Source organism: Allobosea sp. 05L423 (assembly GCF_056397745.1).
Window position 1 is genome coordinate 489,538 of the sequence record NZ_JBFTOA010000001.1, and the last position, 21,371, is coordinate 510,908.

The following is a 21,371-nucleotide window of genomic DNA, read 5'->3' on the forward strand; positions in this document are numbered from 1 at the left end:
CGCACCCCGGCGCGGCACATGCCGGGGCTGACGTCGCGCGATTTCTGCTTCACTCTTTCATTAGACCTAACTGAGGATATGCCTCATGCGTCCCATGAAATTCGGGTTTGGCCAGCCGGTGCGGCGGGTCGAAGATCAACGCCTGACGACCGGCACTGGCCGATATACCGATGACATCGCCGCGGAGGGTGCGCTGCACGCCTTCGTGCTGCGCTCGCCCTATGCCCATGCCCGCTTCAGCATCGGCGACATCGAGACCGCCCGGAAGCTGAAGGGCGTGAAGCTGATCCTGACCGGCAAGGATGTCGCTGAGTATGGCGACCTGCCTTGCAAGGGGCACGTCACGACCGTCTCGGGCGAGATGTCTAAATCCCTCCCGGTCCCCGTGCTGCCGACCGATACCGTCCGCCATGTCGGCGAGGCCGTGGCCTTCATCGTCGCCGAAACGCTGGCGCAGGCGCGCGACGCGGCCGAAGCGATCGAGATCGACTGGGCCCCGCTGCCGGCGGTGACCGGGATTGCGGAGGCGCTGGAGGACGGCGCGCCGCAGGTCTGGGCCGATCGGGCGGGCAATGTCGCCTTCGAGGCCGAGCAGGGCGATCGCGAGAGGACCGAGAAGGCCTTCGCGAAGGCCGCGCGCACGGTTTCGCTGACCGTCGTCAATAACCGGCTCGCCTCCAACTACATGGAGACACGCGCCTGCATCGCCGAGTACGACAAGGCCGAGAAGCGCTGGACGCTGACGCTGGGCAGCCAGGGCAGCCACGGCATGCGCGACCTGATCGCCAACTACGTGCTCAAGGTCGACCCGAAGCGCATCCGCGTGGTGACCCCGGATGTCGGCGGCGGCTTCGGCACCAAGATCTTCCTCTACCGCGAATATCCGCTGGCGATGATCGCCGCCGAGAAGCTGAAGCGCCCGGTGCGCTGGGTCTCTGACCGCAACGAGCATTTCCTCGCCGATACCCATGGCCGCGCCAATCTGACGACGGCGACGATGGCGCTCGACGCCAAGGGCAGGTTCATCGGGCTCAAGGTCGATCTCTCGGCCGAGATGGGCGCCTATCTCTCGCAGTATGGGCCCTTCATCCCTTGGGTCGGCACCACCATGACGCCGGGCTGCTACAACATTCCGGCCGTGCACGTCGTCTTCCGCGGCGTTCTGACCAACACGACACCGGTCGATGCCTATCGCGGCGCGGGGCGCCCGGAGGCTGCCTATCTGATCGAGCGGCTGGTCGACGCCATCGCCCGCGAGACCGGCAAGACGCCGGATGCGGTGCGTGCGCAGAACTTCGTCAAGCCGTCGGAGATGCCGCACAAGACGCAGACCGGCCCGGTCTACGATTCCGGCGAGTTCGAGGGCCATATGCGCCGGGCCATGGACGTGGCCGACTGGAAGGGCTTCAAGGCCCGCCAGAAGGCTTCGGCCAAGGCTGGCAAGATCCGCGGCATCGGCATGGCCAGCTATATCGAGGCCTGCGGCGGTGGCGGCCCGGAAAGTTCGACCGTGATTCTGGAGAAGGACGGGACCGTCACCGTGCTGATCGGCACGCAGTCGAACGGGCAGGGGCATGAGACGGCTTATTCGCAGCTCGTCTCGCAGCATCTCGACATTCCGATGGACCGCATCCGCGTGGTGCAGGGCGATACCGACCGGGTCGAGACAGGCTCCGGCACCGGCGGCTCACGCTCCATCCCCGTGGGAGGCGCGGCGTTGAACAAGGCGACCGAGATCCTGACCGACAACCTCAAGCAGCTCGCCTCCGAGAAGCTCGAGGCGGCGGTGGGCGATCTCGAGGTCGCCAATGGTGCGGTCCGCATCGTCGGCACCGACAAGTCGCTCGACCTCGCCGCCATCGCGGCGTTGCCGGGCGCGACGCCGACCATGCTCAAGGTCCATCAGAGCTGGACACCGCCGGAGGCGACCTATCCCAACGGCACCCATGTCTGCGAACTGGAGATCGACCCCGGCACCGGGGCGACCGAGATCCTGAACTATGTCGTGGTCGATGATTTCGGCGTGACGCTGAACCCACTGATGCTGCAGGGCCAGGTCCATGGCGGCTCGGCCCAGGGCATCGGCCAGGCGCTGATGGAAGAGATCCGCTTCGATCCCGACGGGCAGATGCTGACCGCGACCTTCATGGACTACGCCTTGCCGCGCGCGGTCGACATCCCGAACTTCCATTTCGAGACGCGCAATGTCCGCTGCATCACCAACGCCATCGGCGTGAAGGGCGCGGGCGAGGCGGGGGCGATCGGCGCCTGCCCGGCGGTGATGAACGCGATGGTCGATGCCCTCGACCGTGCCGCCAGCATCAAGGCGATGGACATGCCGGCGACGCCGCTCAAGGTGTTCACCGCGCTGAAGGAGGCGGGTTATCGGCTTTGATGCAAGGGGCGACTTGCGGTTTTGCAAGCTCGCTCACGCAAAAGCTATTTGGATGTGTTGTGATCATCGTTTGATTTGGACGCGTTCTAAGCCGTGCCATTCGGAGCGGCTGGTCTCAAAGGGAAACTGAATGATCCGCACCGCTTTCGTGCTCGCCGGCCTCGGGCTTGGCATCACCGCCGTCCTGGCGCAGTCAAACCCCATCGCGGAGCGCCAGCAGGCGATGAAGGCGCTCGGCGCTGCCACCCGCGAAGGCGCAGCCATGGCCAAGGGCGAAGCTCCCTTTGACGCCACCAAGGCGCAGGCGGTCTTCAAGACCTATGCCGACACCGCCAAGAAGGTGCCGGCCCTGTTCCCCGACAGTTCCAAGACCGGCGACGAGACCACTGCCTCGCCGAAGATCTGGGAAGATCAGGCCGGCTTCAAGGCGGCCTTCGTGAAGTTCGAGAGCGATGCCGCAGCCGGCGCGAACGTGGCCAGCCTTGACGGTTTCCGCACCGCCTTCGGCGCGGCCACCAAGAACTGCGGCGCCTGCCATGAGGCCTATCGCATCAAGAAGTGAGGCGGTCCGCCTAGGCGGAGAGCCGAAAGCGGGCGCCAACATTGGCCGCCCGCTTTTTCATGACCTCGTTTTCCCGACTTGCGGGAGCCCTTGCGGCTGCGCCACGTTAGAACTGCCGCGGTTCGAAGCTGGCGGCCTGCCCAGGCCAACTGAACCGCCCTGCTGATTACGCCTTGGAGATGCCGATGCTGTTGCTGCGCCGCCTGTTCGTGACCCTCGTCGTACTGGCGGCTCTTGCTTTCGCCGGCTTCTATGTCCTCACCGATCCGCGCGTCGTCTCGCCATCCCCAGAAATCGGTGCGCTGCCGGCGGCCGATATCGAGAACGGCAAGCTGCTGTTCTCGGCGGGGGGCTGTGCCTCGTGCCACGCGACGCCCGGCCAGGACGACAAACTGAGGCTCGGCGGCGGATTGGCGCTGGCCTCCCCCTTCGGCACCTTCCATGCGCCCAACATCTCGCCGCATACGCGCGACGGAATCGGCAACTGGGGCGTGCAGGACTTCGTCGATGCGATGGCGGCCGGTGTCTCGCCGCGCGGCCAGCATCTCTACCCGGCCTTTCCCTACACCTCCTACCGGATGATGCCGCCCAGGGCGCTGGCCGATCTCTTCGCCTATATCCGCACGCTGGCGCCGGTGGAGGGCAGGGCCCCGCCGCATGACCTGCCATTCCCCTTCAACATCCGGCGCATCGTCGGCGGCTGGAAGCTGCTGTTCTTCGAGGGCGCGCCATTCCGGCCCGATCCGACGAAGAGCGAGGCCTGGAACCGCGGCGCCTATCTCGTCAACGGCCCCGGCCACTGCGCCGAGTGCCATTCGGCCCGCAACGCGCTCGGCGCGATCATTCCGGCGACCCGCCTCGCCGGCGGTCCGGACCCGGAAGGCAAGGGCTGGGTGCCGAACATCACCCAGTCCGAGAAAGGCCTGGCGAAGTGGTCGAAGGAGGAGATCGCCGAACTCCTCAAGACCGGCTTCACCCCGACCTTCGACAGCGTCGGCGGTTCCATGGGGGCGGTGGTGCGCAACATGGCGCAACTCCCCGATGCCGACCGGATGGCGATGGCGGAGTATCTGAAGTCGCTGCCGGCGGTGGATGGCCCGCCGCGACCGCAGACGAAGTAGCGACGTCCGAATCGGGGCCGGCGGTGCGCTTAACGTCGCCTGATGCGCTTCAAGGCCCTGATGGTCCACGTGAGGAGCGGTGGAGCGCTCAGAGCGAGCACAAGACCCTTAGGCGGCCTTGGCGACCTGCCCGGGCTTGGCGCTCTCGATGCGGTTGCGGCCCAGTGTCTTGGCTCGGTAGAGGGCGTGATCAGCCGCCGCGAGCAAGGCGACCAGATCAGCTTCCTGCGCCTTGGCCTCGGCGAGGCCGATGCTGATCGTCGCCGGAATCGCGAGCCCGTCGCGCCGTGCCGCCGTCTCGGTAAAGCGCCGGGCGATGCTCTGCCCGATGGCGCGGGCGTCCTCGCCGTTCGTATTCGGGAGCAGGATCGCGAATTCCTCGCCGCCGAGACGCGCGCTCGTCGCCTCGGCCCCGGCGATTTCGTTGGCGATGCTGGCGAAGAGCTTCAGCACGTGGTCGCCGGCCTCGTGTCCGTAGCGGTCGTTGATGGCCTTGAAGTGGTCGAGGTCGATGGCGAGCAGCGAGTGTGCGGTGCCCTTGCCGTGTCGGCTGAGGCTTCTGGGGGCGAGTTCGAAGAAGCCCTGGCGGTTGTTGAGCCCGGTGAGGAAGTCGGTGCGGGTCGTCGCAAGAAGGCGCGCCCGATCCTCCTCACGGATGAGAGCCAGCATCGACATCGACATCGCGACAGTGAACAGCACGGCCTCGTACATCGTGATCTCGGCCACGGTGCTCAGCACGTCGCTGCCGTAGATCGAGGTCATGACGGGGACCGCGAAGGTGCGGCCGGCATAGAACAGGGCGTGGCAGGCGAAGACGGTGATCGCGACCGGGCGAGAGCGCAGCCGTCTCGCGGTGCGGCTGCGAAGAAGTGCTAACGCGGTCAGCGCGGAGATAACCGCGATCGGAAATGAGCTGACATGGTTCCAGAACAGGCCCACCGCTCCGGCTCCGGCCAGGAGCCAGGCGGCGCCGATGGCCACCAGCAGGCCGGTCATGAGGGCGGGATGCAGTTTCCGGCCATCGAGAGCCAAGATTCCCTGAAGCACCAGCAGATAGCCGAGCATCATGACGACATTGGTGAGGGCAGGGCCGGATACGCCGGGAAGGACGCTCCGGTTCATCGCCAGGATGCAGCCTAGGGCGAACGCGGCGTAGGCCGAGGCCCAGAGTCCGAGCTCGCGCGAGCGCTGCGTCTGCGCGTTGCGCTCCCAGAGAGTCATAGCGGTGGCGACAAGCAGCGTGCCGGTCGTCAAATACCAGAGGGTAGCAAGGTCCATCGGTACCGTCGTCAGCAGCCCCTGCGTCCGGTTCCAGACATGATCGAACGCTCCCAGCTCCCCAGCGCGGGCAATCTGGGGCAGATAGGTTAATTACAGCTTGTGGGACCAAGCTGTGCGCCGATCAGGCAATGCGCCGACGCTTCTGCCCAGCGATGCTGATGGCAGACGGGGCGGTTGGCTCGGGATACGAGCCTTCCGATGCCGCGCGCCGACCGCCAGCCCGGCCGAGCCGGGGCGGCAGCGGGCTACTCCATCACCGCAGCCTTGAGGATGCAGACCATCAGGGCGTGGCCGGGTTCGTTGCCGACGCAGCGAACGACGTGGCGGCGGTCGCAGCGATAGCGCAGCGTCTCGCCGGCCTTGGCGCGCTGGATGATGTCGCCGACCTCGACCTCGAATTCGCCGGCCGTGACCGAGAGCGACTCGATCGAGCCGCGCTGGTGGCCTTCGGAGTCGAGCTCGCCGCCGGGCTCGGCGGAGACGTCGTACCATTGCAGCCATTCGACGGTCTTGATCCAGCCGATGATAGCGAGGCGCAGCTTGCCGTCCTCGGAGACCAGGATCGGCGTGTCGGCACGCGTGGTCTTCTCGATGAAGGGCTCTTCCTCGCCGCTGGAGAGGACTCGCTCGATCGAAATGTCGAGCGCCTGCGAAAGCCGCCAGATCGTCGCCAGTGTCGGGTTGGTCTCGTTGCGTTCGATCTGGCTGATGATCGACTTGGCGACGCCCGACTGTTCGGCGAGGTCCGAGAGCGAGAAATTATACGCCTTGCGCAGGCGCTGGATCGTCTTGCCGAGCTGGCCCGAGATCACCTGAGCCCCGGATTCAAGCTCCCGCCCGCCGCGCTCTTTCGTCTCGATTCCCATGAATTCGGCCCCTTTCGACTGTGAGGCCGTTTGTAACGGCGGACGATCGTTTGAACAAGCGAACAATGCCGAAGCCCGGCGCTGGACCGCCGTGCGTTCGATGGGACGCGGCAACGGTGACCCATGCTTTCGACATCGCATCGGACTGCGGGCTGCCGAAGCGCGCGCCTGACGCTCAGGTGATGCGGCTGGGGCCGACTTCGCGCTGCTCGCGCCGGGCGAGGCCGAGCTGGCGCTCGCGCAGGATCACATAGATGCCGGAACTGATGACGATGAAGGCGCCTATCAGGATCGCGGTGGCCGGCCATTCGCCGAACCAGAGCCAGCCGATCGCCACCGCCCAGAGCATGGTCGAGTATTCGAAGGGCGCGATCAGCGAGGCGTCGCCATAGCGGTAGGCCTGCACGATCAGGATCTGGCCGAGCCCGCCGAGGATGCCGATGACGACCATCAGCGCCGCGTCCTTGAGATCCGGCATGTTCCAGCCGAGCAGGATGGTCGAGAGACCGAGCAGGCTGGTCAGCAGCATGAAGTAGAACACGATGGCGCCCGTGCGCTCGGTCTGGGTGAGAAGCCGGACTTCGACCGAGGCAAAGGCCGAGCAGAACGCGCCGGCCAGACCCAGCGCCGCGCCGATCGCGGCATTGCCGCCGACCGGGTGGCTGCCAGCGCCGAGATGCGGCGAGAGCATGATCAGCACGCCGACGAAGCCGATCGTCACGGCCGTCCAGCGATAGATGCGCACCTTTTCCTTGAGCACGAGTGCGGCGAGCACCACCACGGCGAGCGGCGCGGCATAGCCGATGGCGACAGCCTCCGAGAGCGGCAGGAACTGCAGGGCCGCGAAGCCGCAGAACATGCCGGTCGAGCCCATGATGCCGCGCTTGAGATGGCCGCGCAGATTGCTGGTCTTCAGCGCCGCCGGCAGCTCGGAACGCCAGGCGAGCCAGATGAGCAGCGGAATCATCGCGAAGAAGGAACGGATGAAGACGATTTCGCCCGTCGGATAGCGCGTCGAGATCGATTTGATCGCGGCCGACATCAGCGTGAAGGCGAGCGCCGAGATCAGCTTGAGGGTGATGCCGAGAAGAGGGGACAACGGAGCGCGCGACGGGAGGGCGGGAACGGTTTCGGGCGAAACCGTTCCTCCTTAGACCACGTCGAAGCAGGGAGGCGAAGCGTGAACTCTGCAACCCCGTCAGGCCGGCGACGCGCGGCTCAGAAGGTGCCGCGGAAGGCTCCGCCGTCGATCAGGAAATTCTGGCCGGTGATGTAGCCGGCAGAGGTGCTGGCGAGGAAGGCGCAGAGCTTGCCGAACTCGTCGGGCGTGCCGAGGCGGCCGGCGGGCACGGCGGCGAGCCGCCGTTTGGTCGCTTCCTCGATGCTGATGCCCTGCATTTCGGCGACCTTGTTGGTCGCTGTCTTGATCCGGTCGGTGTCGAACACACCCGGCAGGATGTTGTTGATGGTGACGTTGGCATGCGCCACCTCGCGGGCCACGCCCGAGAGGAAGGCGGTGAGGCCCGCGCGCGCGGCCGAGGAAACGTCGAGGCCGGTCAGTGGCGTGACGACGCTCGCCGAGGTGATGTTGATGATGCGGCCGAAGCGACGCTCGATCATGCCGTCGATGACGCGCTGAACCAGCTCCAGCGGCGTCGCCATGTTCTGCACCACGCCTTCCAGCAGGCCTTCACGCGTCACCTGGCGGAAGGGCTTCGGCGGCGGGCCGCCATTGTTGTTGACGAGAATGTCGGGATTGGGAGCGGCCGCCAGCAGAGCGTCCTGCCCGGCCTTGGTCGAAACGTCGGCGACGACGGCGATGACCGTTGCGCCCGTGGCCGCGCGGATGGCGCTGGCGGTGGCCTCGAGCGTCGTGGCGTCGCGGCCGTTGATGACGACGGTGCAGCCGGCCTTGGCCAGGGCCTCGGCGCAGCCGCGGCCAAGCCCCTTGCTGGAGGCGCAGACGATGGCGGTGCGGCCGGAAATTCCAAGATCCATCACGTTTCTCCGTAAGCTCGGCAAGGCGCCTTCGGCCCATGCGTATCGGCAAGCCTGACCATGGATTGGACGCGCCGTCATCAAAGCGCAACGCAAATCAGACACACGCCCGGAGCATCGCAACAGCGGGGGCTCTCCGGAATGGCCGACGAGGACGACGCGAAGCAGGTTCGCAGCATCTTCATCTCGGATCTGCATCTGGGGACGCGCGGAGCGCAGGCCGACCTCGTCCTGGAGTTCCTGCGCGCCTATGATGCGCCGACCATCTACCTCGTCGGCGATATTATCGACGGCTGGCGGCTGAAGAGCGGCTGGTACTTCCCGCAGGCGCATAACGACGTGGTCCAGAAGCTGCTGCGCAAGGTGCGCAAGGGCTCAAAGCTGATCTACGTCACCGGAAATCACGATGATTTCCTGCGGGACTTCACGGGGCTGCAGTTCGGCGGCATCACGCTGGTCGACGACATCGTCCATGAGACGGCGGACGGCAAGCGGCTGGTCGTCATCCATGGCGACCTGTTCGATCTCGTGGTGCGCAACGCCAAATGGCTCGCCCTGCTCGGCGACTGGGCCTACACGGTCGCGCTCGGGCTCAACATGGTGATCAACAAGGTCCGGCGCTTCCTGCGGCTGCCGCACTGGTCGCTCTCGGCCTGGGCCAAGCACAAGGTCAAGAACGCCGTGAACTATATCGGCGAGTTCGAGACCTGCCTTGCCAGCGAAGCGCGACGGCACAATGCCGACGGTGTGATCTGCGGCCACATCCACCATGCTGCCTATCGCGAGATCGAGGGGCTGACCTATATCAACACCGGCGACTGGGTCGAAAGCTGCACGGCCTTCGTCGAGCACCATGACGGGCGCTTCGAGTTGATCCGCTGGCCGCAAGGCCGCCTGAAGGGCGAAACGGCGGTGCCGGTCGTCGTGCCTACCCACCCAGTCGCCGTGCCGGAACTGGCCGAGGCGGCCCGGAGCAAGCTCCGGCCCTTTGAGCTGGCGCGCATTCTTGGCGTTCAGCCGGAAACGGCTGAGCGGAAAGCGCACTGATGCGCGTCCTCGTCGCAACGGATGCCTGGCGCCCGCAGATCAACGGGGTCGTGCGCTCGCTGGAGCGGATGATCGCGGCGGCGCCGGATTTCGGCGTGACCGCACAGGCGCTGACGCCGGAAGGTTTCCACCAGATCGGCCTGCCGAGCTATCCGGATATCCGCCTGGCTCTGGCGACGCGCCGTGCGCTGGCGGCGCGCGTTGCCGAATTCGGGCCGGACCATATCCATATCGCGACGGAAGGGCCGATCGGCTGGCTGACGCGCGCCGTCTGCCTTGCCCAGAAGCGCCCGTTCACGACCAGCTATCATACGCGCTTCCCGCAATATATCGCCGCCCGCTGGCCGATTCCGGAGAGCTGGAGCTATCGGCTGCTGCGCCGCTTCCATGATCCTGCCGCCGCCGTGATGGTCTCCACGGCGACAGTGGAGGACGAACTGCGCCAGCATGGCTTCCAGAATCTGGTGCGCTGGGGGCGCGGCGTCGACCTCGGCCTGTTTCATCCGCGCCCGCAGAGCGTGCTCGATCTGCCGCGGCCGATCTTTCTCAGCGTCGGGCGCGTAGCGGTGGAGAAGAATCTCGACGCCTTCCTGTCGCTGCGGCTGCCGGGCAGCAAGGTCGTGGTCGGCGATGGGCCGGCGCGCAGCGATCTCCAGCGCGCCTATCCCGACGTTCATTTTCTGGGGGTGAAGGAAGGCGAGGAACTGGCGGCGATCTATGCCTCTTCGGATGTCTTCATCTTCCCGAGCCTGACGGACACCTTCGGCATCGTGCTGCTGGAAGCGGCGGCGAGCGGCCTGCCGGTCGCCGCCTTCCCCGTTCAGGGACCGCGCGATGTCTTCGCCGGCAGTGGCGCGGCGGTGCTCGACGACGATTTACGCAGCGCCGCCATGCAGGCGCTCAGGGTGCCGCACGAGACCTGCCTCGAACTGGCTGGCCGGCACAGCTGGGCGAGCAGCGCGGCGCAGTTCTACGGCCATATCAGGCGCGTGGCGCAGCAGGCCGGCTATCTGCCGCGCGAGGCGGGAGCCGCCAGCTTCACAACCTTCGCGAGCGGGCGTGGCGCGGAACGGCAGGGGCTTTCGCGGCGCCTGCCGGCTTGAGCTGAGCGCGGAAGCCGTCGCGCCGCTCATGGACCGAGGCGATGACGAGACCCATCGGCACGCCGAGACCGACCAGCGCCGCTTCCGATAACTGCAGGCTCGCCTCGATCGTCTCAGGCACGGCATCGTTGACGCCGATCTCGTAGAGATGGCGGGCATGGGCCGCATCGCGGGCGCGGGCGACAATGACGATATCGTGGCTTAGCGTGCGGGCGGCCTGGACGATGGCGTCGACAGCGCGCGAATTGTCGATCGTCACGATCAAGGCCGTTGCTTCCTCCAGGCCGCAGAGACGCAGGAATTCCGGCTTGCTCGCATCGCCGTAGAAGGCCGGGCGGCCGGCGCGGCGCTGGGCGGTGATCAGCGCGGCATCCGAATCGACGACGATGTGGGACTTGCCGTGCTCGTCGAGCATCGAGGCGACGAGCCGGCCGACGCGCCCGCCGCCGACCACGATCGCGCGTGGTGCATGGTCGGTGGGAGGCAGCACCGCCGCCTCGTCGGGCAAGATGACGGGGGGCGCCAGCTTCTGCGCGAGATGGCGGGCTACCCGGGCAAGCAGCGGCAATGCGACCATGGTCAGCGACACGGCGGCGAGCACAATGCTGGTTGCCCGATGGTCGATGAGCCCCGTGCCGGTCGCGGCATTGAGCAGGACGAAGGCGAACTCGCCGCCTGGCGCGACCATGATCGCGGTTTCGAGCGCCGTCGCGGCCGACAGCCGGAAGCGGCGGGCGAGGATGAAGATGATCGCGGCCTTGGCCAGCAGCAGCCCGACCGCGACAGCGATGATGGCGCCGGGATTGGCCGCGATCTCGGCCGGGTTCACGCCCATGCCGACGGTGAGGAAGAAGACGCCGATCAGCAGCGACTTGAACGGGTCGATGGTGACCTCGATGGCGCGGCGGAATTCCGTCTCGGCGAGCAGCAGCCCGGCGATGAAGGCGCCGAGCCCCATCGACAAGCCGGCCGCCGCCGCGATCAGCCCAGTGCCGAGCGCGGTCAAAAGCGTCGCTGCCATGAAGCTCTCGGTCGACTCGGTCGAGGCGACCAGGCGGAAGAGCGGGCGCAGCGCCAACCGGCCGATGACGATGATGGTGGCGATGGCGGCGAAAGCCTGGACGAAGGCCTGCGCCAGGCCCACGAGCAGCGAGCCTGAGCCGTTCTGCGCGTCGAGCACGCTGATCAGGAAAAGCAGAGGGATGACCGCGAGGTCCTGGCACAGCAGGATCGCGAAGCTGGTGCGGCCCGCCGAGGTCGTCATGCGCCTCTTGGCGGCGAGCAGCTCGACCACCATCGCGGTCGAGGAGAGAGCGAGGCCAAAGCCGATGATGAGGGAGGCCGCCGCCGGCTGGCCGGCGGCATAGGCGGCAAGGCCGATGGCTGCGGCGCTCAGCCCGACCTGGCCGAGGCCGAGCCCGAAGACGAGGCGCTTCATCGTCATCAGGCGCTCGAAGGAGAGTTCGAGCCCGATGACGAAGAGCAGGAAGGCGACGCCGAGCTCCGCCGGGCCGGCCAGCGCCTCGGCATTCGAGACCGTGACCGTGCTCAGCAGGGGAAGCTTGGCCGCGAGGCCGCCCAGACCATAGGGGCCGACCAGGGCTCCGCAGGCGATGAAGGCGATGATCGAATTGACCTTCAGGCTCTTGGCCAGCGGCACGATCACCCCTGCCGTCGCGAGCACGACGACGGCGTCCTTGTAGAAGGAGGGATCGACTGTTCCGGCCAAAGGGCGATCCTGCGATTCGAGCGAGCGGAATTGGTCCGGCAATTCTTGCGTTTCGCCGCGGCGCAACACAACCTTGGAATCGCTATGGCGGTGAGGAATTTGCCTTACCTGCCGAGCCCTTACGCAAGAGGGTTCAGGTCGCCCCGCGAAAAGCCGTTTCCGCCGCCGACTGGGATGGGGTAGCGTCCGCCGGTTCGTTTAGAAGGACTGTCCATGCGCTTTGCCGGCACCGAGAACTATGTCGCGACCGAGGATCTCACCGTCGCGGTCAATGCCGCGATCCGGCTCGAGCGCCCGCTGCTGGTGAAGGGTGAGCCGGGAACCGGCAAGACCGTGCTGGCGGAGGAGGTGGCGGCGGCGCTCGGGGCGCCGCTCATCACCTGGCACATCAAGTCGACGACCAAGGCGCAGCAGGGTCTTTACGAATACGATGCGGTGAGCCGCCTGCGCGACAGCCAGCTCGGCGACAGCAGGGTCTCGGACATCGCCAACTACATCAAGCGCGGCAAGCTCTGGGAAGCTTTCGTCTCGCCGGCCAGGCCCGTGTTGCTGATCGACGAGATCGATAAAGCCGACATCGAGTTCCCGAACGACCTCTTGCTCGAGCTCGATCGCATGGAGTTCCATGTCTACGAGACGGGCGAGACCATCAGGGCGGCGCAGCGGCCGGTGATGATCATCACCTCCAACAACGAGAAGGAGCTGCCGGACGCCTTCCTGCGGCGCTGCTTCTTCCACTACATCCGCTTCCCCGATGCCGAGACGATGCAGGCGATCGTCGAGGTGCATTTCCCTGGCATCAAGAAGCGGCTGATGGAGGAGGCGCTGCGCCTGTTCTTCGAGGTGCGCGAGGTGCCCGGTATCAAGAAGAAGCCCTCGACCTCGGAACTGCTCGACTGGCTGAAGCTGCTCGTCGCCGAGGATATCGGGCCGGAGGTGCTGCGCGAGCGCGACCCGCGCAAGCTGATCCCGCCGCTGCACGGCGCGCTGCTCAAGAACGAGCAGGACGTCTCGCTGTTCGAGAAACTCGCCTTCATGGCGCGGCGCGAGAGCCGCTGAGGCCGGCGACCGCATCGCAGGGCGGGATCGCCGTCGCCAGATCGAGCTTGGGATCGACCGAGCGGACGGCCTCGCCCAGATCGACATCGCGGGTCAGCAGGACATAGTCCTGCGTCTCGGATGTCTTCAGATAGCTCGTCATCGGGATCGGCTTGCCCAAGAGGTCGCCGAGCCGGCAGGCCTTTTCGGCCATCAGGGCCAGGCTGCCGCGATTGCCGCTGTTCTGCGGTCCGACGAACATTTCCTCCCGGAATGCACTGATGCGGGCGGCGTCGCCGTCGCTCAGCCTGAACACGGTGAAGCGGCGCCCGGGAGCCGCTAGGACCGGTAGCTTCGCGAGCTCGTTCGCGTCCCGCACTTCCTCCAGTACGACCTTGCGTTCATGACGGCCGCCGTCCTTGGGCAAGGCGACAATCGTCATGGTGACGCCGCCCGGAAGCGGACGGATGTCGGCGGGCAGGCTGATACCGGCGCGCAGGTCGGTGAGTTGCGTCGTCCGGATATCGATCTTCGACAGTTTCGGCAGCGACGTCAGCGGGACGTGGCCGCAGGCGGCCAGCAGGCCTGCAAGGACGAGGCAGACGGGCGGGGCGATACGCATGATGTCCTTCTGATATTGGCTTTGACATTCAAAAATTCATCTATTAGTTTAATTTTGTCAATCGAGGGAATAATCGTGCCGACATCATCCCTGCCTATGACCGCATTTTCCCGGCAGGCGGCCGGCCGCCTGCGCAGTGTCAGCCTGTGGGCACGCGCCTTCAGCTATGCCGCAGGATTGCTCATGCTCTTCGGTCTCATCTGGCTGTGGACCGATGCGGAAGCGCTCACTCGCCATGCCCGGAGTACGATCGGGATCGGGATCGACAATGCTCCGGTCGCCCCTTCGGCGAGAGGCTACTGGACGGCGTTCGCTCTCGCCTGGATCCCGGCCGGGCTCTTCATTCTGGCGATGCTGCGGCTGGGGAGGCTGTTTCGGGCGTTCGGCGAGGGGAGGGTTCTCGTCGAGGAGAACGCTGCAGGGCTGCTGAGCGTCGGCTGGCTTCTGGCTGGCTTCGGCGCCGCGACCCCGATCGTCCGCGCGGTGCAGAGCATGGCGCTCACCTTCGACAACCCCGCAGGCCACAGGCAGATTGCGGTCATGCTCGATCCCGGCATCTTCGCCGCGCTGGCTGCTGGAGCAACGCTCATCGCCTTCGGCCATGTGCTGCGGGAAGCGATCCGGCTGTCGGACGAGAATCAAAGTTTCGTGTAAGCCGGCGCCATGCCCGTCGTCGTCGAACTCGATGTCATGCTGGCGCGTCGCAAGATGCGCTCGAAGGAACTCGCCCAGCGGATCGGCCTGACCGAGCAGCAGGTCTCGCAGCTGAAATCGGGAAAGGTCCGCGGCATGCGCTTCGATACGCTGTCGCGCATCTGCGCCGTGCTGCAATGCCAGCCGGGCGATCTGCTGCGCTACGAGCCGGGAGAGGAAATCGAGGGCGATTGACCCTCGCAAATCATCGACGGCATCGCTAGGTTCTTCCCATGCGACGCCTCATGCTTCTGCGCCACGCCAAGTCCAACTGGCCCGCCGGTGTGGCCGACCGCGACCGCCCCCTTGCTGCGCGCGGCCGGGAGGCCGCCCCCGTGATGGGGCGCTATCTCGCCGATGAGCTGCTGCTGCCGGACCTCGTGCTGATCTCACCTGCCAAGCGCACGGTCGAGACCTGGGAGCTGGTGGCGCCGATGCTGCCGGAGAAGCCTGCGACGCACTACGAGCCGCGCATTTACGAAGCCAAGGTGGAGCGCCTCCTCGATGTCGTGCAGGACGTCGAAGGCGATGTCCGCACTCTGCTGATGGTCGGTCACAATCCTGGCTTCGCCGAACTTGCGACGCTTCTGACCGGCCATGGCGACCGCTATGCAGCGGCGCGGATGAGCCAGAAATACCCGACCTGCGGCCTTGCCGTGCTCGACTTCGCCGTCGAGGATTGGCGCGACGTGGCCGAGCGCGGCGGCAGGCTCGACCGCTTTGTCACTCCGGCCTCGCTCGGCGAAGGTCCCGACGAGTGAGAGAATACCCGGTACTTCTACTGACGCGACCGTACAGCGCGGCTGCCTGTGTTTCCTGTGCCCGCGGACTCATGTCCGTTCCGCTCCGGCACTCGGCAACCGCGCCGGCCGGCTTGCCTCGGCGAAGCCTCGGGCGCTCTCTCCGCGCCTCCTCTTCATGAGCGAAACCTCCTATCTCGACAGTGCCCGCAATGCGGCGCTCGCCTTTGGCGACAGCCTGCTCGGGCTGGCGCGGCCGCGTTTGCGGATCGGCGTCACCGGCCTGTCGCGCTCGGGCAAGACGGTCTTCACCACGGCGCTGATCCAGAACCTGATGGAAGGGGCAAGGCTGCCGGTACTGAAGGCAGCCTCGGAAGGCCGCATCGCCCGCGTGCGCCTGGTGCCGCAGCCCGACCCGGACGTGCCGCGCTTTCCTTACGAGGCGCATCGCGCCGCTATGACCGGGGCCGACAGGCGCTGGCCGGACTCGACGAAGCGCATCGCGGAGCTGCGCGTCGAGATCGACTATGAGCGCGCCTCCGGGTGGTTCAAAGGCCCGGCGACGCTGACGCTCGACATCGTCGACTATCCCGGCGAGTGGCTGCTCGACCTTGCCCTGATCGGACAGGACTACAAGACATGGTCGGCGCAGGCCGTGGCGGATGCGCGCAAGGCGCACCGGCGCGCTGCCGCCGAGGCCTGGCTCACCGATCTCCCGGCGCGCGATCCGGACGGGCCGCCGGACGAGCTCGTGGCCGAGGCGGCGAGCGACCTGTTCAAAAGCTATCTCGCGCGCCTCCGGGCCGATCCCGAGGCGGTGGCGGTGACGCCGCCGGGGCGCTTCCTGATGCCGGGCGATCTCGAAGGCTCGCCGGCGCTGACCTTCGCGCCGCTCGATCTCGGTCATGATCGCGAGCCCAGGGCCGGCACGCTCGCCGGCCTGATGGCGGAGCGTTTCGAGGCCTATAAGCGCGTCGTCGTCACCCCATTCTTCCGCGATCACTTCGCCCGGCTCGACCGGCAGATCGTGCTGGTCGACGTGCTGGCGGCGCTCGATGCCGGCGCCCCCGCGCTGGCCGATCTCGAGACCGCGTTGGGGCAGGCGCTCGCCGCCTTCTCGGTCGGCCGCAATTCCTGGCTGTCGAGCCTGTTCGCGCCGCGCATCGAGCGCGTGCTCTTCGCTGCGACCAAGGCAGACCACATCCATCACAGCAGTCATGACCGGCTGGCGGCGGTGATGGCGCATCTGGTCGGGCGGGCGCTTTCGCGGGCGCAGGGTGCGGGCGCAAGGGTCGAGTCGATGGCGCTTGCGGCGGTGCGCGCGACGGACGAGGTCAGGATCAAGCAGGGCCGCGAGGAGCTGCCGGCGATCGCCGGCGTGCCGGAGGCGGGCGAGGAGATCGACGGACAGGTTTTCGACGGCGTCGCGGAAGCGGCGATCTTTCCGGGCGATCTGCCGGAGCGGCCGGAGGCGATCTTCGACCCCAAGGCGCATTGGCAGGTGAGGGCGCCCCGCTTCCGGCCCCCGCTGGTCGCGCCCGATGCGGGCGGGCGATCGAAGCCGCCGCCGCAGATTCGCCTCGACCGCGCGCTGGAATTCCTGATCGGCGACAGGCTGGCATAGGGAGGCTGTCATGAGCAGATTCCGGCCATGACCAAGGCACCGCGCGCGATCCGCCTCGACCAACCGGGGCAGGAGCAAGTCGTCGGCGAGAGCGCCATTCGGCGCGGCGATGTCGCGATCCTGCCGGAGAGCGAGCCGATCGACACCATCGTGCCGGTGGCCGCCCCGGCGGCGAAGCGCGGCTTCTCCTGGGGCTCGCTGTTCGTCGCGGGGCTCTCCGGCTTCCTGGCATTGGCGGCGGGCGTCTGGGTCGAGAACACGATCTCGGCGCTGATGAGCCAGAATCCGGTGCTCGGCTATGCGGCGCTGGTCTGCGCCGCCATCGCCGCGCTGGCGCTGCTCGTCATGCTGGCGCGGGTTCTGCGCGACATCCTGCGCGAACGGAAGGTCGAGGCCCTGCGCGAGCGCGCGACACTGGCGCTCGCGGGCGGGACTCCGGACGAGGGCCGAGCAATCACGGAAGAGCTCGTTGGTCTCTACAAGGCCCGGCCGCAGACGGCGCAGGGCCGGGCGGCGCTGCAGGAGGCGCTGCCGCAGCTCTTCGCGGCGCGCGACATGCTGACGGTGGCGGAACGCAACCTGCTCGTGCCGCTCGACGCGATGGCCCAGGCGCAGATTGCGCAGGCAGCGCGGCGGGTTTCGCTGGTCACGGCGGTCAGCCCGCGGGCGCTGGTCGATGTCGTCTTCGTGCTGGTCGCCTGCGCCCGCCTGCTGCGTTCGATCGCCGGCATCTATGCGGGGCGGCCCGGCACGCTCGGCCTGCTCAGGCTGGCGCGGCAGGTGATGAACCATCTCGTCCTGACCGGCGGCATCGCAGCGGGCGATGCGGTGATTCAGCAGGTCGTCGGGCAGGGGCTCGCGGCGCGGCTCTCGGCCAAGCTCGGCGAGGGCGTGATCAACGGCATGCTGACCGCCCGCATCGGGCTTGCTGCGCTCGAGGTCTGTCGGCCGCTGCCCTTCGTCGAGGCGAAGCCGCCGACGCTCGCCGAAGTTGCGGGCGATCTCGCTTCCTGGCGCGCTGGCAAGAACAACGAGGCCTGAGCCCGGCAAATTCTGCCGGCCGCAGGCGAATCTGCCCGGTCAGGACTGCCGGAAAACCCTTCGTAAACGATGTAACCCTCTGAAATAAAACGAATACACCTATGGCATGCGCCATGCAGATCAAGCCTCGAGTTGTGGGCTGCCCTTGGGGGGCGCCGGTCGAGGTGAGGGTTCCATGGGTGTTTTCAGTGCGCTGACGACAGCGGTTTCGGGGATGACGGCGCAGTCCTATGCGCTCGAGAACATCTCCGGAAACATCGCCAATTCGCGGACGGCTGGCTACAAGCGCGTCGATACCAGCTTCGCCGATCTGGTGCCCGATGCTGCGCTCAACCGGCAGATCGCCGGTTCGGTCGCGGCCTACAGCCGGGCGACCAACTCGATCCAGGGCGACCTGAACCCGACCCGCATCGACACTAACGTCGCCATCAACGGCGATGGCTTCTTCGTGGTCGATCAACGCTCGAGCGGCGTGGGCGCCAACACGCAGTTCGCCAACAAGAACCTCTATACCCGCCGCGGCGACTTCGACTTCGACGCCAACGGCTATCTGGTCAACGGCGCGGGCTACTACCTCAAGGGCCTGAAGATCGACCAGGTGACCGGCCAGCTCATCGGCACCCAGCCGGACGTGCTGCGCATCACCAAGGAGCAGTTCCCGGCCAAGGCGACGACTTCGATCGAGTATCGCGCCAACATCCCGGCCTATCCGAAGACCAACAAGGCCGACAGCACGGTTCCGGGCTCGGAGTTGCTGAGCCCGGCGGGTTTCACGTCCAACCCACTCTCGACCACCCAGGGCGGCGCCGGCGTCGTCATCGGCAGCGACATGACGAGCTTCCTGAGCCAGTCGATCCCTGGCGGGTCCGTGACGGTCTACGACACGCTCGGCAAGGCGACGAGCGTGGAGCTGCGCTGGGCCAAGACCACGAATGCTTCGGCCGGCCCGCCGGCGACGACCGATACCTGGAACCTGTTCGTCGCCGAGAACACCGGGGCGGCCGGCGCCGCAGTCGCCTATCGCAACGCCAACACCTCGATCACCTTCGATGCGACAGGGCAGATGACGAATCCGGCCGGTGGCAATATCGCGCTGCCGACGATGACGATCGGCGGGACGACCGTCACCGGCATCAACCTCACCACCGGTGGCAACGGCCTGACACAGAACGGCGACGTCAGCGGCCAGATCGATGCGCGCAGCATCCGTCAGGACGGCTACACCGCCGGCACGCTGGATCGCGTCTCGGTTTCGGCCGAGGGGCAGGTGATCGGGACGTTCAGCAACGGTCAGGTCGTTGCGCTCGCCCAGCTCTCGGTGGCGCGCTTCAACGCCGACAACTCCCTGAAGCGGCTCGATGGCGGTGCCTTCGAGGAGACGATCGAATCCGGCCCGCCGATCATCGGCCTCGGCACTTCGCAGCTCGTTGGCGGCTCGGTCGAGCAGTCCAACACGGACATCGCCGATGAGTTCTCGAAGATGATCGTCACCCAGCAGGCCTATTCGGCCAACACCAAGGTCATCACCACCGCGCAGGAGATGCTGACCTCCGTGTTCAACATCATCCGGTGAGCAGCACATCCGGGTTGAGAGCGGCCCAGAAGGGCCGCGGCTAGCGACAGGAGTTGGCGATGGGTCTGAGTACTTCCCTCAACACGGCGATCGGCGGGCTCAATGCCACGCAGGTCGGCATCGGCGTCGTCTCGCAAAACGTCGCCAATGCCGGGACGACGGGCTATGTCCGGCGGTCGGTATCGACTGCCGACAGCCTGTCCGGGCTCACGATCGGTGTGCAGAACACGCAGGTCCAGCGCCTGCTCGACAAGATCGTCCAGCATCAGCTCTGGCAGGAAGCCTCGGGCGCCGCCTACACCTCAACGCGGGCGAGCGCGCTATCGAACCTCGACAAGCTCTACGGCGCGCCGGGCAGCTCGACAGCGCTCGACACGATCTTCAGCAAGTTCACCGGCGCGCTGCAGTCGTTGCAGAACGACCCGTCATCCTACAGCCTGCGCTCGCAGGTGATCGACAATGCGACGCAGCTGGCCCGGCAGCTCAACACGCTCTCGAACGGCGTGCAGGCCCTGCGCGCCCAGGCCGAGAACGGCATCGCCAATGCCGTCACCAAGGTGAACGACCTGCTCGGCGCGCTGACCAAGGTCAACTCCCGCATCGTCGCGGCGCCGAACAACAGCTCGACGGCCACTCTGAAAGATCAGCGCGATCTGATCCTGTCCGAGCTCTCGCAATACGTCGACATCAAGACGACGGAGGATGCGCGGGGCTCGGTCTCGGTCGTCACCGGATCGGGCACGCAGCTCTTCGACGGCCAGCCCTCCGTCACCTTCGGCTTCGACGAGCATAGCGGGCTCGGCCCTGATGACCAGTGGAACGCCGACCCGGCAAAGCGCGGCGTCGGCACGATCACGATGAAGGATTCGTCCGGCAACGTCTCGGACGCGATCGCCAACCGCATCTTCCGCTCGGGCGAGATCGCGGCGAACATCGAATTGCGCGACAAGACGCTGGTGCAGGCGCAGGCCCAGCTCGACGAGATCGCGGCGCAGATGTCGAAGGCGCTCTCGGACCGCGAGATCGCCGGCACGGCCGTGACGGCCGGCGCGGCCTCCGGCCTCGAGGTCGACATGGCCGGGTTGCAGTCCGGCAACACGATGACGCTCGACTACAAGGTGACGCCGGGCGGCCAGACCCAGCGTTTCACCTTCGTTCGCGTCGATTCCGCCTCCTCGCTGCCTTTGCCGGCCTCGGCTGGTGGCGATGCCAACAACCGCGTGGTCGGCATCGATTTCTCCGGCGGTCCGGCCTCGGTCGCGGCTCAGATCCAGGCGGCCGTCGGCCCCGGCTTCACGGTCTCCAACACCGGCTCGGTGCTGAGCATCGTCGACGATGGTGCTGCGGGCACGCGTGACGTGATCGGCCTGACGTCGCGGCCGACCAACACGGCGCTGTCCTCGGCAGGCGGCACGCCGGAACTGCCCTTCTTCGTCGATGGCTCGGCGGGCGTCCCCTTCACCGGCTCTTATGAAGGCGGCTCGCAGACCGTCGGCTTCGCATCGCGGATCGCGGTCAATCCGGCGCTCGTCGCGGATCGCTCGCTGCTCGCGGTCTACAGCACGTCGCCGGCGACGGCGCAGGGCGATGTCACCCGGCCGAAGCTGATGCTGGACCGGCTGACGCAGAGCCAGCGTTCCTTCACCAACACGGTCGGTCTCGACGGCAACGGCGCGACCTCGAACACGACGATCGGCAATTTCGTTCAGCGCGTGGTCTCGTCCCAGGGACAGGCTGTCGAGGCCGCCAAGCGCCTCGATGAAGGCCAGCAGGTCGCGCTCGCCTCGATCCAGAGTCGCTTCCAGGAGACCGCACAGGTCAATGTCGATCAGGAAATGTCGATGCTGATCGAGCTGCAGACCGCCTACGCCGCCAATGCCCGCATCATCTCCACCGTGAAGGAGATGATGGACGTGCTGCTGAGAGTGTGAGCCCGCC

Annotated in this window: 19 protein-coding genes; 13 read left to right on the plus strand and 6 right to left on the minus strand. The window is 66.9% G+C overall.

From position 1 onward, the window contains the following. Positions 1-85 precede the first annotated feature (85 nt). The 3 genes from AC1DNE_RS02400 (at position 86) to AC1DNE_RS02410 (ending at position 4,078) form a co-directional block, all read left to right on the plus strand. The gene (locus AC1DNE_RS02400) at positions 86-2,395 is read left to right on the plus strand and encodes a xanthine dehydrogenase family protein molybdopterin-binding subunit (protein ID WP_476765512.1); all 2,310 of its coding nucleotides are present in this window, start codon (positions 86-88) and stop codon (positions 2,393-2,395) included. A 130-nt stretch (positions 2,396-2,525) separates the two neighbouring features. Then, positions 2,526-2,957 (plus strand): c-type cytochrome, encoded by a 432-nt coding sequence (locus AC1DNE_RS02405; protein WP_476765511.1) that lies wholly within the window; start codon positions 2,526-2,528, stop codon positions 2,955-2,957. Between the two features lie 191 nt (positions 2,958-3,148). Continuing rightward, positions 3,149-4,078, plus strand: coding sequence for a c-type cytochrome (locus tag AC1DNE_RS02410; protein ID WP_441470025.1), 930 nt, complete (start codon positions 3,149-3,151; stop codon positions 4,076-4,078). A gap of 108 nt (positions 4,079-4,186) precedes the next feature. On the opposite strand, the gene AC1DNE_RS02415 is transcribed toward AC1DNE_RS02410, so the two are convergent. The 4 genes from AC1DNE_RS02415 to AC1DNE_RS02430 form a co-directional block, all read right to left on the minus strand. Continuing rightward, a complete protein-coding gene (locus tag AC1DNE_RS02415) occupies positions 4,187-5,356 on the minus strand; it encodes a GGDEF domain-containing protein (protein ID WP_441469574.1) in 1,170 nt (389 codons plus the stop codon). Between the two features lie 248 nt (positions 5,357-5,604). After that, a complete protein-coding gene (locus AC1DNE_RS02420) occupies positions 5,605-6,225 on the minus strand; it encodes a helix-turn-helix domain-containing protein (RefSeq protein ID WP_441469573.1) in 621 nt (206 codons plus the stop codon). 175 nt (positions 6,226-6,400) lie between these two features. Further along, complete coding sequence (locus AC1DNE_RS02425) at positions 6,401-7,324, minus strand: DMT family transporter (RefSeq protein WP_441469572.1); 924 nt, start codon at positions 7,322-7,324, stop codon at positions 6,401-6,403. Positions 7,325-7,443: 119 nt separating this feature from the next. Next, positions 7,444-8,223: an SDR family oxidoreductase gene (locus tag AC1DNE_RS02430; protein WP_476840901.1), complete on the minus strand. Its 780-nt coding sequence runs from the start codon at positions 8,221-8,223 to the stop codon at positions 7,444-7,446. A gap of 141 nt (positions 8,224-8,364) precedes the next feature. Between AC1DNE_RS02430 and AC1DNE_RS02435 the strand changes: the two genes are divergently transcribed. Together AC1DNE_RS02435 and AC1DNE_RS02440 are read left to right on the plus strand one after the other, a co-directional pair. After that, positions 8,365-9,270, plus strand: a complete 906-nt coding sequence (locus AC1DNE_RS02435; RefSeq protein WP_441469570.1) for a UDP-2,3-diacylglucosamine diphosphatase — start codon at positions 8,365-8,367, stop codon at positions 9,268-9,270. Then, on the plus strand, positions 9,270-10,373 hold the full coding sequence (locus AC1DNE_RS02440; protein ID WP_476840902.1) for a glycosyltransferase family 4 protein: 1,104 nt from the start codon (positions 9,270-9,272) through the stop codon (positions 10,371-10,373). Before AC1DNE_RS02435 ends, AC1DNE_RS02440 begins: the two co-directional genes overlap by 1 nt. On the opposite strand, the gene AC1DNE_RS02445 is transcribed toward AC1DNE_RS02440, so the two are convergent. Then, a complete protein-coding gene (locus tag AC1DNE_RS02445) occupies positions 10,309-12,102 on the minus strand; it encodes a cation:proton antiporter domain-containing protein (RefSeq protein WP_441469568.1) in 1,794 nt (597 codons plus the stop codon). The genes AC1DNE_RS02440 and AC1DNE_RS02445 overlap by 65 nt on opposite strands. A gap of 213 nt (positions 12,103-12,315) precedes the next feature. Between AC1DNE_RS02445 and AC1DNE_RS02450 the strand changes: the two genes are divergently transcribed. Continuing rightward, positions 12,316-13,161 carry an AAA family ATPase gene (locus AC1DNE_RS02450; protein WP_476765508.1) on the plus strand — a complete coding sequence of 282 codons (846 nt, stop codon included), beginning with the start codon at positions 12,316-12,318 and terminating at the stop codon, positions 13,159-13,161. Here the strand turns inward: AC1DNE_RS02450 and AC1DNE_RS02455 are convergent. Continuing rightward, positions 13,136-13,762: a hypothetical protein gene (locus tag AC1DNE_RS02455; RefSeq protein WP_441469566.1), complete on the minus strand. Its 627-nt coding sequence runs from the start codon at positions 13,760-13,762 to the stop codon at positions 13,136-13,138. The two genes, AC1DNE_RS02450 and AC1DNE_RS02455, sit on opposite strands and share 26 nt — an antisense overlap. Before the next feature lie 96 nt (positions 13,763-13,858). Between AC1DNE_RS02455 and AC1DNE_RS02460 the strand changes: the two genes are divergently transcribed. The 7 genes from AC1DNE_RS02460 to flgK all read left to right on the plus strand — a co-directional run bounded on the left by AC1DNE_RS02460 (position 13,859) and on the right by flgK (position 21,364). After that, entirely contained in the window at positions 13,859-14,416 is a 558-nt protein-coding gene (locus tag AC1DNE_RS02460; RefSeq protein WP_476803721.1) for a DUF2975 domain-containing protein, read from the plus strand. Between the two features lie 9 nt (positions 14,417-14,425). Continuing rightward, complete coding sequence (locus AC1DNE_RS02465) at positions 14,426-14,650, plus strand: helix-turn-helix domain-containing protein (RefSeq protein WP_441469564.1); 225 nt, start codon at positions 14,426-14,428, stop codon at positions 14,648-14,650. 38 nt (positions 14,651-14,688) lie between these two features. Next, positions 14,689-15,216: a SixA phosphatase family protein gene (locus AC1DNE_RS02470; RefSeq protein ID WP_441469563.1), complete on the plus strand. Its 528-nt coding sequence runs from the start codon at positions 14,689-14,691 to the stop codon at positions 15,214-15,216. 157 nt (positions 15,217-15,373) lie between these two features. Continuing rightward, positions 15,374-16,819: a YcjX family GTP-binding protein gene (locus AC1DNE_RS02475; protein ID WP_441469562.1), complete on the plus strand. Its 1,446-nt coding sequence runs from the start codon at positions 15,374-15,376 to the stop codon at positions 16,817-16,819. Between the two features lie 27 nt (positions 16,820-16,846). After that, entirely contained in the window at positions 16,847-17,860 is a 1,014-nt protein-coding gene (locus AC1DNE_RS02480; RefSeq protein ID WP_441469561.1) for a YcjF family protein, read from the plus strand. A gap of 175 nt (positions 17,861-18,035) precedes the next feature. Then, positions 18,036-19,433, plus strand: coding sequence for a flagellar hook protein FlgE (locus AC1DNE_RS02485; RefSeq protein ID WP_441469560.1), 1,398 nt, complete (start codon positions 18,036-18,038; stop codon positions 19,431-19,433). Between the two features lie 59 nt (positions 19,434-19,492). Next, a complete protein-coding gene (gene flgK, locus AC1DNE_RS02490; protein WP_476765505.1) occupies positions 19,493-21,364 on the plus strand; it encodes a flagellar hook-associated protein FlgK in 1,872 nt (623 codons plus the stop codon). Positions 21,365-21,371: the final 7 nt, after the last annotated feature.